General features: G+C 70.5%; 2 protein-coding genes. Both read left to right on the top strand.

Annotated elements, in window-relative coordinates; genetic code table 11:
• Positions 1-23 precede the first annotated feature (23 nt).
• On the top strand, positions 24-14,513 hold the full coding sequence (locus AB7E83_RS10675; protein WP_428568893.1) for a YDG domain-containing protein: 14,490 nt from the start codon (positions 24-26) through the stop codon (positions 14,511-14,513).
• A 57-nt stretch (positions 14,514-14,570) separates the two neighbouring features.
• Positions 14,571-15,521, top strand: a complete 951-nt coding sequence (locus tag AB7E83_RS10670) for an ABC transporter permease (protein ID WP_428568890.1) — start codon at positions 14,571-14,573, stop codon at positions 15,519-15,521.
• The last annotated feature ends 13 nt before the right edge of the window (positions 15,522-15,534 follow it).

Here is a 15,534-nt window from a genome sequence, read left to right as displayed (position 1 = left end):
CGCGCGCCTCGCGCCTGCTCGCGATGCTGATGGCATTCGCGGGCCACGGCGCGCACGCGCTGCCCCAGGGCATGAACGTGGCGGCCGGCAGCGTCGGCGCGAGCCCGTCCGCGCCGGGCACGCTCGTACTGCAGCAGACCACGCCGCGCGCGATCCTCGACTGGCGCAGCTTCTCCATCGGCGCGGGCGAATCGGTGCGCTTCGTGCAGCCGGATGCGCGCTCCGCCGTACTCAACCGCGTGATCGGCAACGATCCGTCGGCCATCCACGGCTCGCTGTCCGCGAACGGACAGGTGTTCCTCGTCAATCCGGCCGGCGTGCTGTTCGGCCGCGGCGCGCAGGTGGACGTGGGCTCGCTTGCCGCGAGCACGCTCGCCATCGGCAACGCCGATTTCCTCTCGGGGCGGCTCGTGCTCCAGGGCGGCAGCGGCGTGGTGACGAACGAAGGCTCGATCCGCGCGGCCAGGGGCGGCTACGTGCTGCTGGCCGCGCCGCAGGTCGCGAACTCGGGCCGCATCGAAGCGGACGGCGGCGCGATCGGCCTCGCCGCCGGCTCGCGCGTTTCCATCGACAGCTCGGGCGCGGGCCTCGTGCGCTTCTCGGTCGATGCCGCGGTGGTCGGCGCGCACGTGGCCAACAGCGGCACGCTTGAGGCCGACGGCGGACGGATCGCGCTGCATGCGCGCGCGCTCGGCGACGCGCTCGCCACGGTCGTCAACCAGACCGGAACGATCCGCGCGCAGACGGCGGTCGAGCGCGACGGGTTGATCGTGTTGTCGGGCGGAACGAGCGGCGTGGTGCAGGCCGGCGGAACCATCGACGCACGCGGCGTGCAGGCGGGCCGCGCGGGCGGCCGCATCGAAGTCCTCGGCGACAAGGTCGCGGTCCTCGGGGGCGCGACACTCGATGCCTCCGGCGCGGCCGGCGGCGGCACGGTCCTGGTCGGCGGGGACTACCAGGGCGCGGCGGCCTCGTCGCCCAACGCGAACCGCACCTTCGTCGCCGCGGGCGCCACGCTGAAGGCCGACGCCACCGAGCGCGGCGACGGCGGCAAGGTGGTCGTGTGGGCCGATGGCGACACGCGCTTTGCCGGCGTCATCGGTGCGCGCGGCGGCCCCGACGGCGGCGACGGCGGCGTCGTCGAGGTCTCAGGCAAACAGGCACTCGACTTCAAGGGCAAGGTGGACGTGACGTCGCCGCACGGCACGGGCGGCAAGGTGCTGCTCGATCCGCAGGACATCGTCATCTCGGCGGCGCCCCAGGCGGCGCCGACGGACAACGCGGCGAACACGCCCGACGTCGCCTTCGCCGATCCGCCGGGCGCGGGGACGTACACGGTCGAAGTGGCCGACGTGACCGGCTTCAGCGAACTTTTCCTTCAGGCCACGAACAACATCACCCTCTCCGCCCCGTTGACGATGGCCGCGGGCAACAGCGTGCGCTTCGAGGCGAACAACAACATCGCGATCAACAGCGCCCTGGCCGTGTCCGGCGCAGGCACGGTGACGCTGACGGCGGACGCCGACAACAGCGGCGCGGGCACCCTCACCGTCGCGGCCGGAATCACGTCGGGCGGCGGCGCCATCACGCTCGGCGGCGCGGGTTACGTGCAGAACGCGAATATCGACGTGACGGCCGGCGCGGGCGCGATCACCGTCGCCGCCGATGCCATCGCCATCGCCGCGAACTCGGGCAACAACGCTCTCGGCACGACCGGGACGCTCACCCTGCGGCCGAAGACCGCGTCGCAGGCGATGTCGCTCGCGGGCGCGGCGGGTTTCGACCTCTCGGCCGCGGAGATCGCGGCCATCCTCGCGGGCGCCACGGGCCCCATCGTCGTCGGCGACGCCGGCAGCAGCGGCACCCTCACCATCGGCGGCGCCGCGACCTTCACGAGCCGCAACCTCACGCTCAACGCGGGCTCCATCACCGATGCGGCAGTCGCCACCATCACGGCCTCGAGCGTGTCGCTCAATGCGAACGGCGCGATCGGCACCGATGCGAGCAACGGGATCGACGTCGCCGCCGCCGGCCTGCGCGTGAACACCAGCGGCAACGCCAATGCCTTCGTGCGCTCCGGCGCGACCGCCATCAACGGAACGTCGAGCGTCGGCAGCGGCACGCTCGACCTGCGCGCCACGGGGGCCGTCACGCAGACCGCGCCGATCACCGCGGGCACGCTCAACGTGAAAACGGTCGGCACCAATCTCGCCGTCACGCTCACGAACGCCTCCAACGACGTCGGCACGCTCAGGATCCAGTCGCGCAACGCAACCGACGCGGCCAACGCGGCGGGCGCGCTGCAATTCACGAACACGGGCGCGCTCGACGTCGCGCAGGCGAACAGCACCGGCAACGTCACCTTCATCGCCGGAGGCGCGATCACGCAGAGCGGCCCCATCGCGGCGGCCACGCTCGCGACGACGACGGCAAACGACGCGGGAGCGTCCATCACGCTCACCGACGTCGGCAATGCGGTGACGACCCTGAACCTGCAGGCGCGGGACGGGACCTCGGCGGCCGTGGGTACGAACAACGTTTCGTCCGCCGCCATCGCCTTCACCGACGCCAATGGCGTCGCCGTCGCCGCCATCAACTCCGGCGCGGGCGCGGGCGGCAACGTCACCCTGCTCGCGGGCGGCGCGATCACGCAGTCCGGTCTTATCAAGGCCGATACGCTGTCGGTGACGACCGCCAGCGCCGCGGGCTCCGCGATCACGCTCAACAACGTGACCACCAATGACGCAACGCTCGTCAATTTCCAGGTGCGCGACGGCAGCGTCGCCGCCGTCGGCGCGAACAACGCCAATGCAGCCGTCAACTACCGGGACGCGAACGGCTTCGAGATCACCGGAATCAACAACGGCGCCGACGCGGCCGGCGCGGTGACGCTGCGGTCGGGCAACGCGTCGATCACGCAGAGCGGGCCGGTCAATGCCTCGACGCTCTCGGCCACGCTGGGCACGGGCGGCGCGCTCGACCTCGGCACGCAGACCAACAAGGTCGCGCAGATCGGTGCGACCACCGCCCCCGGCGGCCTCACGCTCGCCAACGGCAACAACAGCGTCACCGTGGCCGGCGCGATCGGCACGACCAATAGCGCGGTCTCCATCGACGTCGGCACGGGCACGTACACGCAGAACGCGAACATCGACGTGAACGCGGGCACGGCGCCGATCACCATCGTCGCGGACGGCATCGCCATCGCGGCCAACTCGGGTGCGAATGCGCTGGCGACCAGCGGCACGCTCACGCTGAAGCCGAAGACAGCCGCGCTCGCGATGTCGCTGGCCGGCGCGGCGCCCTTCGACCTGTCGGCCGCGGAGATCGCCGCCATCGTGACCGGCGCGACGGGACCCATCGTGATCGGCGACACGGCCTCGGGTGTGTTGACCGTCGGCGGCGCGGCGGCGTTCACGGCGAAGAACATCACGCTGAATGCCGCGTCCATCGCGGATGCGGGCGTGAACACGATCACGGCCGGAACCCTTGCGCTGAACACCACGGTGGGCGGCATCGGGACCGATGCCGCCAATGGCATCGATGCCGCGGTGACGAACCTGCGCGTGACGACCGCCGGCAATGCGAATGCTTTCCTGCGCACCGGCGCGGTCACGCTCGGCGGCGGCGCCTCCAGCGTCGGCAGCGGCACGCTGAGCCTCGCGGCGACCGGCACGGTGGCGCAGTCCGCGGGCATCACGGCCGGAACGCTCGCCGTGAAGACGCTTTCGGCGGGCACGGCGAACATCACGCTCACGAACGCCGCCAATGCCGTGGACAGCATCGACCTGCGCGCGCGCAACGCGGGCGACACGGCCAACGCGCCCGGTGTCGTGTCGTACACGAGCAGCGCTGCGGTCTCGGTCGCCGCCGCCCGCAGCGTTGGCAACGTGACGCTCGTCGCGGGCGATGCGATCACCCAGACCGGGTCCATCGAGGCGGCCACGCTGACCGCCACGACGGCGAACGACGCAGGGGCGGCCATCACCCTCGCGAACACGGCCAATGCCGTGACGTCCGTGAACCTGCAGGCCCGCACCGGAACGGTCGCGGCGGTCGGCGCGGCGAACGCGCCGGCCTCCATCTCCTTCGCGGACGCGAGCGGCTTCGCGATCACCGGCATCAACTCGGGCACGGGCGCGGGCGGCGACGTCACGCTCGTGGGCGGCGGCGCCATCACGCAAAGCGGGGCGATCAAGGCCGGCACGCTGACCGCGACGACGGCGAACGCGGCCGGCGCGGCCATCACGCTCACGACGGTCACCAACTCGGTCGCGACCCTGAATCTCCAGGCGCGAGACGGCACGCCGGCCGCCGTCGGCACGAACAACACGACCGCCGCATTGGCATTCAACAATGTCGGCGCCCTCGATGTCTCGGGCGTCAACAACGGTGCGGGCGCGGCGGGCAACGTCACGCTTGTTGCGGGCGGGGCGATCACGCAGAGCGGCCCGATCGTCGCGGCGACTCTCGCCGCCACCACCGCGCTCCCGGGGGGCGCGCCGATCACGCTTGCCGACGCCGGCAACAACGCCACGGCAGTCAACCTGCGCACGGTGTCGGGCTCGGTCACAACGCCCGGCACCGTGGCCTCCGGCGCGGCGATCCAGTACACCGACAGCGATGCGGTGGCGGTCGCCGGCATCAACGCATCGACCACGGGGACCGCCGGCACCGTGACGCTGCTCGCGGGCGGCGCGCTGACGCAAACCGGTGCCGCGCGCGCCACCACGCTCACGGCCACCACGGCCAACGCGCTCGGCGCCGCCATCGCGCTCACGCAGGCGAACGACGCCGCGACCGTCAACCTGCAGGCCCGCGACGGCACGGCGGGCGCGGTCGGCGCGAACAACTCCGCCGCCGCCATCGCCTACACCGACGCGAATGCGGTGATCGTCTCCGGCATTCACAACGGCGCCGGCGCGGCCGGTCCGGTGACGCTCGTGGCCGGCGGCGCGGTCACGCAGACGGGCGTCGTGAACGCTTCCACGCTGAACGCGACGCTGACCGCGGGCGCACTCAACCTCGGCACGCAGGCGAACAACGTCGCGCAGCTCAACGCCATCACGGCGGCCGGCGGCGTGACCATCGCGAACGACAACAATCCCCTCGTGGTCGCCGGCAACATCGGCACCACGAACTCGGCGGTCTCCATCGACGTCGGCACGGCCAGCTACACGCAGAACAACGACGTCGACATTTCGGCCGGCTCGGGCGGCATCGCGATCGTCGCGGACACGCTGGCCATCGGCACGAACACAGGCGCCAACGCGCTCACCACCAGCGGCACGACGACGCTCAAGCCGAAGACGGCCGGCCGCGCGATGTCGCTCGCGGGCGCTTCGGCCTTCGACCTGTCGCAGGCGGAAATCGCGGCGATCCTTACCGGCGCGACCGGCCCCATCGTCATCGGCGACACGGGCAGCACGGGTGCGCTCACCATCGGCGGCGCGGCGACTTTCACCGGCCGGACGGTCACGCTCAATGCGGGGTCCATCGCGGACACCGGCGTGAACACGATCACGGCGACGAGCCTCATCCTGAATTCGGCGGCAGGCATCGGCACGGATGCGAGCGACGGCATCGACATCGCGGCCACGAACGTGCGCGTGAATACCGGCGGCAATGCCGACGCCTTCCTGCGCAGCGGCGCGGTCAACATCGGCGCGGGCACGTCGAGCGTCGGCAGCGGCACGTTCGACCTGCTCGCAACCGGCGCCGTGACGCAAAGCGGCGCGCTCACGGCGGGGACCGTGAAGGTCAAGACGCTCTCGGCCGGCACCGCCGCCATCACGCTCGCGAACACCGGCAACAGCGCGCCCGTCGTGCATCTCCAGGCCCGCAACGCCGGGGACACGGCCAATGCCGCGGGCGCGCTCAGCTTCACGACCACGGGCGCGCTGGAGATCGCATCGGCCCAGAGCACGGGCAATGCCACCTTCGTGGCCGGCGACGCGATCACGCAAAGCGGCTTCATTGCCGCCGCAACGCTGTCCGCGACCACCGCGAACCCCGCCGGCGCGGCCATCACGCTCACCGACGCCGCCAATGCCGCCACGAGCATCGTGCTGCAGGCGCGCACGGGCAGCGCCGCCGCGGTTGGAACGGCGAATTCCGGCGCGGCGATCGCGTACACCGATTCCAACGGTGTCGCCGTCGCGGGCATCAACACCGGCACGGGCGCGGGTGGCACCGTGACCCTGCTCGCGGGCGGGGCGATCACGCAGACGGCGGCGGTGAAGGCGACGGCCTTGTCCGTGACCACCGCCAGCGTCGCGGGCTCGGCGATCACGATGGGCTCGTCCAACGATGCGGACACGGTCGATCTTCAGGTGCGCACGGGAACGGTGGCGGCGGTCGGCGCGGCCAACGCGAACGCCGCGACCAGCTTCACCGACGCGAACGCGGTGGAAGTCGCGAGCATCAACTCCGGCATCGGCAACGGCGGCAACGTCACGCTCGTGGCGGGCGGCAACCTCACGCAAAGCGGCGCGATCAAGGCCGCGACCCTCACGGCGACCACGGCCAACGCCTCGGGCGCGGACATCGTGCTGACCCATACGGGCAACGAGGCGGCCACCGTGAACCTGCAGGCGCGCACCGCCACCGGCGCGCCCGCGCCGAATTCCGTGGGCGCGATCTCGTACACCGATGCGACCGGCATCGCGATCTCCGGCATCAACAGCGGCACGGGCGCCGGCGGCAACGTCACGCTCGTCGCGGGCGGCGCCGTCACGCAGTCCGCCACGATCAAGGCCGATGCCCTGTCGATCACCACCGCCGTGGGCGGCGGCGCCGCGATCACGCTGGGCACGTCGACGAACGACGTGGCCAGCGTCGCGCTGCAGGTGCGCGACGGCAGCGCGGCGGCGGTGGGCGCGAACAATGCCAACGCCGCGATCAGCTTCACCGACGTCAACGGCTTCGCTGTGGCGGGCATCAACAACGGGGCCGGGGCCGCCGGCAACGTGACGCTGCTGTCCGGCGGCGCGGTCACGCAGACCGGCGCGCTGAAGGCGAATACGCTCACCGCGACGACGGCCAACGCGTCCGGCACCACGCTCGCGCTCGACCACGCAGGCAACGAAGTGGTGACCGTGAATCTGCAGGCGCGCGCCGGCACCGCCGCCGCGCCGGGCGCGGCCAACCAGGCCGCATCGTCCATCGCCTACACCTCGTCCGGCGCGCTCGCGACCTCGGGCATCAACACCGGCACCGGCGCGGGAGGCAATGTCACGCTCGTGGCGGGCGGCGCCGTGACGCAGTCCGCGGCCATCAAGGCGGCGAGCCTGAGCGTCACGACCGCCAACGCCGCGGGCGCCACGATCACGCTCACGCACGCATCGAACGACGCAACCGGCGTCGAACTTCAGGCGCGCGATGGCACGGCCGCATCGGTCGGCGCCGGAAACACGACGGCCGCGATCTCGTACCGCGATGCGAACGGGTTCGACCTCCAGGGCGTGAACACGGGTACGGGAGCCGCCGGAACCCTGACCCTCGCGGCCGGCAGCGGCATCACGCAGACGGGCGCCGTCACGGCCGGCAGCCTCGCGGCGACCCTGAGCGCCGGGGCACTGAATCTCGGCACCCAAACCAACAATGTCGCGCAGCTCGATGCGATCACGGCGCCCGGCGGCTTCGCGCTCGCGAACGGCAACAACGGCGTGACGGTGGCGGGCAACCTGAGCGCCACCAACAGCGCCGTGAGCATCGACACCGGCACCGGCGCCTACACGCAGAACGCGAACATCGACGTGAGCGCCGGCAGCGGCGCGATCTCCATCGTGGCGGACAGCATCGCCATCGCCGCGAATGCCGGGAACAACGCGCTCGCCACGAGTTCCACGCTCACGCTGAAGCCGAAGTCGGCCTCGCGCGCGATGTCGCTCGCGGGCGCGTCGGGATTCGATGTTTCCGCGACCGCGATCGCCGCCATCGCCACGGGCGCCACCGGCCCCGTCGTCATCGGCGACAGCGGCTCGAGCGGCGTGCTCACCGTGGGCGGCGCCGCGAACTTCGCGGGCAAGACGCTGACGCTGAACGCGGGTTCGATGACGGACAGCGGCGTGAACACGATCACCGCGAACACCCTGGTGCTGAACGCGAACGGGGCCATCGGCACGAGCGGCGCGGAGGGCCTCGACGTCGCCGCGACGAACCTCGCGGTGTCCACCACCGGCAATGCGAACGCGTACCTGCGATCGGGCGCGGTGAGCCTCGGGCCGACGGCCTCGACGGTCGGAACGGGCACGCTCGACCTCACGGCCACCGGCGCGGTCACGCAGGGGGCCGCGATCACGGCGGGCACGCTCAAGGTCAAGACCCTGTCCGCGGGCGTCGCCGGCATCACCCTCACGAACGTCGGCAACGATGCGGCCGCCATCGACCTGCAGGCGCGCAACGCGGGCGACACGGCCGCGGCGGCCGGAGCGATCCAGTACACCGCCACCGGCGGATTCGACATCGCATCGCTCGCGACGACGGGCAATGCGACGCTCACCGCCGGGGGCGGGGTCACGCAATCCGGCGCGGTCACCGTCGGCGGCCTGGCCTTGTCGGGCGGCAACTACACCTTGCGCGACGCGGCCAACGCGGTCACGACGCTCGCGGCGAACACGGGCGCGATCGACTTCCGGCAGGCGGGCGCGCTGATCGTCGGCACCGTGGGGGCGGTGAGCGGCGTCACGGCCACCGGGACGGTGGCGCTCGAGACCACCGGCGCCGCGTCGAATCTCACGCTGTCGAACGCGGTGAGTTCGGGCGCGGCCGGCGACGCCATCGTGCTCAAGGCCGGTTCATCCAACGCAGCCGGCACGGCAAGCGGCGGGCAGATCGTCAACAGCGTCGGCGCGGGCGGCATCGTCGCGTCGAGCGGCCGCTATCTCGCCTACAGCGGGGACCCCGCGTCCACCACGGAGGGAACGAGCGGCTACGCCAAGCGCTACAACTCCGACGCGAGCCATGTGCCGGGCGGCAGCGGCAGCATGTTCCTGTACCGCGTGGCGCCGACGCTCACGGTCGTCGCCAACGACAAGTCGCGCGTGTACGGCGATGCGAACCCGGTCTTCGACGGCAGCGTCTCGGGGCTGATCGATGGCGACACGGCCTCGGGCCTGGGCGTGGCCTATTCGAGCACCGCGACCTCGACCACGGCGGTTGCCGCCGGCCCGGTCGCGATCACCCCCACGGCGACCAACAACGAGAACTACACGCTCGTGCTCACCAACGGCGCGCTCGCGATCACGCAGCGTCCGCTCACGGTATCGGCGACGGGCCAGGACCGGATGTACGACGGCACGACCGGCGCCACGGTCACCCTGTCGGACAACCGCGTCTCGGGCGACGCGCTCGCCACCAGCTACACGTCGGCCAGTTTCGGCGACAAGCATGTGGGAACGGGCAAGTCGGTCGGCGTCACCGGCATCGGCGTCACCGGCGCGGCCGCCGCCAATTACACCTTCAACACGACCGCCACGACCAGCGCAGCGATTTCCACCCGGCCGCTCACGGTGTCGGCGACGGGGGACGACCGCGTCTACGACGGCACGGTCGCGGCCACGGTGACCTTGGGCGACAACCGCGTCTCGGGCGACGTCCTCACGGCTTCCTACACCGCCGCCTCGTTCGCGGACAAGAGCGTGGGAACGGCGAAGCCCATCTCCGTGACGGGCATCGGCCTGTCCGGCGCCGACGCCGGCAACTACACGTTCAATGCGACGGCGTCGACGGCGGCGAACATCACGGCGCGCGGCCTGCTCGCCACCGCCACGGGGCAGGGCCGGGTCTACGACGGGACGACGTCCGCCACGGTGACCTTCGGCGACAACCGCGTCGCGGGGGACGTTGTGACGGTCACGGGATCCGCCACGTTCGCGGACAAGATCGTGGGCACCGGCAAGGCGGTGTCCGTGACCGGCATCGCGATCAGCGGGACGGATGCGGGGAACTACACGGTCAACCCGACGGCGAGCACGACGGCGGATATCACCGCGCGTCCGCTCGTTGCTACGGCGACGGGGCAAGGCCGCGTGTATGACGGCACGACCAGTGCCACCGTCACGCTGGGCGACAACCGCGTCGCCGGGGATGTGCTGAGCTTGAGCGGGACGGCAGCGTTTGTCGACAAGCACGTGGGTACGAGCAAGACCGTCAACGTGACGGGGATCGGCGTGACGGGGACCGACGCGGGGAATTACAGCCTGGCGGCGACCACGGCGACGACGACGGCCGATATCACGGCTCGTTCCTTGTCGATCGCGGCGACAGGTCAAGGTCGCGTCTACGATGGCACCACCTCGGCCACCGTCACCCTTTCCGACAATCGTGTCTCAGGCGACTCGCTCTCCACTTCGTATACCGCCGCGTCCTTCGGCGACAAAAATGTTGGCGTTGGCAAGGCGGTCTCCGTCACGGGCATCGGACTCGCCGGCAGCGACGCGGGCAACTATACGTTCAACACGACGGCGAGCACGACGGCGGATATCACCGCGCGTCCGCTCGTTGCTACGGCGACGGGGCAAGGCCGCGTGTATGACGGCACGACCAGTGCCACCGTCACGCTGGGCGACAACCGCATCTCCGGGGACGTCCTGACCTTGAGCGGCACGGCTGCGTTCGTCGACAAGCACGTGGGCACCGGCAAGACCGTCAACGTGACGGGCATCGGCGTGACCGGGACCGACGCGGGCAACTACAGCCTGGCGGCGACCACCGCGACGACGACGGCCGATATCAGTGCACGTTCCTTGGTGATCGCTGCGACAGGTCAGGGCCGCGTCTACGACGGCACCACGTCGGCCACCGTCACGCTGACCGACGACCGCGTCTCGGGCGATTCGCTTTCCACTTCGTACACCGCCGCTTCCTTCGGCGACAAGAATGTAGGCATTGGTAAGGCCGTCTCCGTCACCGGAATCGGACTCGCCGGCAGCGACGCGGGCAACTACACGTTCAACACGACGGCGAGCACGACGGCGGATATCACCGCGCGTTCGCTCGTCGCCACGGCGACGGGGCAAGGCCGCGTGTATGACGGCACGACCAGTGCCACCGTCACGCTGGGCGACAACCGCGTCGCCGGGGATGTGCTGAGCTTGAGCGGGACGGCTGCGTTTGTCGACAAGCACGTGGGCACCGGCAAGACCGTCAACGTGACGGGCATTGGCGTGACGGGGACCGACGCGGGGAACTACAGCCTCGCCGCAACCACGGCGACGACGACGGCCGATATCAATGCACGCTCCTTGGTGATCGCTGCGACAGGTCAAGGTCGCGTCTACGACGGCACCACGTCGGCCACCGTCACGCTGACCGACGACCGCGTCTCCGGCGATTCGCTGTCCACCTCGTACACCGCCGCTTCGTTCGGCGACAAGAACGTCGGCGTCGGCAAGGCTGTTTCCGTCACGGGCATCGGGCTCGCCGGCAGCGACGCGGGCAACTACACGTTCAACACGACCGCGAGCACGACAGCCGACATCACGGCACGTTCGCTCGTCGGCACGGCGACGGGGCAAGGCCGCGTCTATGACGGCACCACGGCTGCCACCGTCACGCTGGGCGACAACCGCATCTCCGGGGACGTCCTGACCATGAGCGGCACGGCTGCGTTCGTCGACAAGCACGTGGGCACCGGCAAGACCGTCAACGTGACGGGCATCGGGGTGACCGGGGCCGACGCAGGCAACTACAGCCTGGGGGCGACCACCGCGACGACGACGGCCGATATCACGGCTCGTTCCTTGTCTATCGCAGCGACAGGTCAAGGTCGCGTCTACGACGGCACCACGTCGGCCACCGTCACGCTGACCGACGACCGCGTCTCGGGCGATTCGCTTTCCACTTCGTACATCGCCGCTTCCTTCGGCGACAAGAACGTCGGCGTCGGCAAGGCTGTTTCCGTCACGGGCATCGGGCTCGCCGGCAACGACGCGGGCAACTACACGTTCAACACGACGGCGAGCACGACGGCGGATATCACCGCGCGTTCGCTCGCTGCTACGGCGACGGGGCAAGGCCGCGTGTATGACGGCACGACCAGTGCCACCGTCACCCTGGGCGACAACCGCGTCGTCGGGGACGTCCTGACCTTGAGCGGCACGGCTGCGTTCGCCGACAAGCACGTGGGCACCGGCAAGACCGTCAACGTGACGGGGATTGGCGTGACGGGGACCGACGCGGGCAACTACAGCCTGGCGGCGACCACCGCGACGACGACGGCGGACATCACGGCGCGGTCGCTTGTCGTTGCTGCAACGGGTCAGGGCCGCATCTACGACGGCACCACGGCGGCCACCGTCACGCTCTCCGACAATCGTGTCTCAGGCGACTCGCTCTCCACTTCGTACATCGCCGCTTCCTTCGGCGACAAGAATGTTGGCGTTGGCAAGGCCGTTTCCGTCACGGGCATCTGGCTCGCCGGCAGCGACGCGAGCAACTACACGTTCAACACCACGGCGAGCACGACGGCGGATATCACCGCGCGTTCGCTCGTCGCCACGGCGACGGGGCAAGGCCGCGTCTATGACGGCACCACGGCTGCCACCTTCACGCTGGGCGACAACCGCGTCGTCGGGGATGTGCTGACCTTGAGCGGCACGGCTGCATTCGCCGACAAGCACGTGGGCACCGGCAAGACCGTCAACGTGACGGGCATTGGCGTGACGGGGACCGACGCGGGCAACTACAGCCTGGCGGCGACCACCGCGACGACGACGGCCGATATCACTGCACGTTCCTTGGTGATCGCTGCGACAGGTCAGGGTCGCGTCTACGACGGCACCACGTCGGCCACCGTCACGCTGACCGACGACCGCGTCTCGGGCGATTCGCTTTCCACTTCGTACACCGCCGCTTCCTTCGGCGACAAGAATGTTGGCGTTGGCAAGGCCGTTTCCGTCACGGGCATCTGGCTCGCCGGCAGCGACGCGAGCAACTACACGTTCAACACCACGGCGAGCACGACGGCGGATATCACCGCGCGTTCGCTCGTCGCCACGGCGACGGGGCAAGGCCGCGTCTATGACGGCACCACGGCTGCCACCTTCACGCTGGGCGACAACCGCGTCGTCGGGGATGTGCTGACCTTGAGCGGCACGGCTGCATTCGCCGACAAGCACGTGGGCACCGGCAAGACCGTCAACGTGACGGGCATCGGCGTGACCGGGACCGACGCGGGCAACTACAGCCTCGCCGCGACCACCGCGACGACGACGGCGGACATCACGGCGCGGTCGCTTGTCGTTGCTGCATCGGGCCAGGGCCGCGTCTACGACGGCACCACGGCGGCCACCGTCACGCTGACGGACAACCGCGTCTCGAGCGACTCGCTTTCCAGTTCGTACGCCTCTGCGTCATTCGGCGACAAGAACGTCGGCACTTCGAAGCCCGTGACGGTGTCCGGTATCGCGATCGCAGGCAGCGATTCGTCCAATTACATCGCGAACTCCACTGCGGTCACGGCGGCGGACATCACACAGCGCACGCTCGTTGTCACGGCAACGGGGCAGAACAAGACGTACGACGGAACGACGCAGGCGACGGCCACGTTGACCGACAACCGCATCGCCGGCGATTCCATCGTCCTGACCTACTCGAACGCGGCTTTCGACGATCGACAGGCTGGCGTGGCGAAGCCGGTGGCCGTCGGCGGCATCGCCATCGCGGGTCTCGATTCGCCCAACTATGCGCTGCCGGGCACGACCGCCGCGACCCAGGCGGACATCGGCCGCGCGATCGTGACTGCCGTGAGCGGCATCGTCACCCTGGACAAAGTCTCCGATGGCACGACCGCCGCCACGCTCGACACGTCGCGGGCCACACTGGCGGGGGCGATCGCCGGAGATGATGTGCGGGTGTCGACGGCCACCGGGCAGTTCAACGATGCCTCGGCGGGAACCAACAAGCCGGTCGCAATCTCGGGCATCGGCATCGGCGGCACGGACGCGGTCAACTACCAGCTCGGGGTGACGACGAGCAGCTCGACCGGGACGATCCTCCCGGCGCCAACTCCCCCGGCGCCACCGCCACCGCCACCGCCACCGCCACCCGCACCCGCACCCGCGCCTGCACCCGCACCCGCACCCGCACCCGCACCCGCACCCGCACCCGCACCCGCACCCGCACCCGCACCCGCACCCGCACCCGCACCTGCACCTGCACCTGCACCCGCACCCGCACCCGCGCCCGGCAGCGGATCCATCATCCCGAGCCCGGATGTGCCCGTCGCGCCCGCCCCGCTCCCAGAGCCGCCCGCCGTCGCGACCCCTGCCCCTTCCCCGCCGACAGGCGCCACGGTCATCGCCGCCGTCACCGCCGTCGGCGCCGCCGCGACGCAGGCGAACCGGCAACCGCTGCAGGACAATCTCGTGCGCATCGGCCCCTTGACGCTGACCGGGCCCATCTCGCTGGAGCAACTGCGCACCTTCATCACGCGCGAGCGGCAGACGCCCCGCCGCGTCGAGCGTTGCGTGGACGACGGCTCCGGGCCGCAGCAAGGCAACTGCAACTGAGGCACCCCGCGCGCGCAGGCGACGTCCCGGTTTGCGGATAAGCTCGGGGCTCTTCGCATGAGCCTCTTCCTGTTCAAGCGCCTCGTCACGCTGATCGCCACGCTGATCGGCACGTCCGTCGTCGTCTTCCTGGTCCTCGAGATCCTCCCCGGCAACGCCGCGCAGATCCTGATGGGCCCGGACGCGTCGCCGGAGGCCGTGGAGGCGCTCACGAAGAAGCTCGGCATCGACCGGCCCGCCATGGAGCGCTACTGGGACTGGATCTCCGGCCTGCTCACCGGCGACCTCGGCCTCAGCTATGCCTACAGCACGCCCGTGGGCGAGCTCGTGGCCGAACGCCTCGCGCTCACCGTACCGCTCGCGCTCATGGCGATGACGATCACCACCGCGATCGCGCTGGTGGCGGGTATCTACGCCGCGGCCAAGCACAACAAGGCCGGCGACGTGAGCATCATGGCCGCCAGCCAGATCGGCATCGCCATCCCCAACTTCTGGTTCGCGATCCTGCTGATCCTGCTGTTTTCCGTCCACCTGGGGTGGTTCTCCGCGGGCGGCTTCAACGGCTGGAGCGAAGGCATCTGGGACGGAATCAAGTCGCTCATGCTGCCGGCCCTGTCGCTTGCCGTCGTGCAGTCCGCGATCCTCGCGCGCATCACCCGCTCGGCCGTGCTCGAGGTGCTGCGCGAGGATTTCGTGCGAACCGCCCGCGCCAAGGGCGTGTCGCAGCGCGGCGCGCTCTGGGGCCACGTTCTGCGCAACGCGATGATCCCCGTCGTCACGATCATGGGCCTGCAGTTCGCGGAACTGCTCGCCGGCACGATCGTGGTCGAGAGCGTGTTCTACCTGCCGGGGCTCGGTCGGCTCATCTTCCAGTCGATCTCGAACCGCGACCTCATCGTCGTGCGCAACTGCGTGATGCTGCTCGCGGCGATGGTGGTGATCGTGAACTTCGTGGTCGATCTGCTCTATGCCGCGATCGATCCGAGAGTGAAGGCATCCGACATATGAGCGCAACGCTCCC

The sequence above is a fragment of the Ramlibacter sp. genome (genome assembly GCF_050250995.1).
Taxonomy (GTDB): Bacteria; Pseudomonadota; Gammaproteobacteria; order Burkholderiales; family Burkholderiaceae_C; genus Ramlibacter.
Note: the sequence above shows the minus strand (reverse complement) of the source record. Positions and strands in the feature narration are given on the sequence as shown.

Excerpts from the sequence above, each read along its gene's own strand:
- AB7E83_RS10675 (WP_428568893.1), top strand. The coding sequence starts at position 24 with ATGCTGATGGCATTCGCGGGCCACGGCGCGCACGCGCTGCCCCAGGGC.
- AB7E83_RS10670 (WP_428568890.1), top strand. The coding sequence starts at position 14,571 with ATGAGCCTCTTCCTGTTCAAGCGCCTCGTCACGCTGATCGCCACGCTG.